The following is a 244-nucleotide window of genomic DNA, read 5'->3' on the forward strand; positions in this document are numbered from 1 at the left end:
ACGTTTAAGACTAAGACGTTGATAGGCTGGGTGTGTAAGTGCAGCGATGCATTGAGCTAACCAGTACTAATGACCCGAGAGGCTTAACCTTACAACACCAAAGGTGTTTTAGAGTGACTCTGTGATTTGATTTTCAGCTGAATGTTCCGAGATTGGTTCGTATGGTATGGGCAGAGATGCTGGATACGGTATGAATGAAACAGAATTTGCCTGGCGGCAGTAGCGCGGTGGTCCCACCTGACCC

The 244-nt window shown here is 47.5% G+C and carries 1 rRNA gene; it reads left to right on the forward strand.

From position 1 onward, the window contains the following. A 23S ribosomal RNA gene (locus J1784_RS00025) occupies positions 1 to 91 on the forward strand; the annotation flags it as partial. Positions 92 to 244: the final 153 nt, after the last annotated feature.

Origin of the sequence: Rahnella ecdela (assembly GCF_019049625.1) — a bacterium.
GTDB lineage: Bacteria > Pseudomonadota > Gammaproteobacteria > Enterobacterales > Enterobacteriaceae > Rahnella > Rahnella ecdela.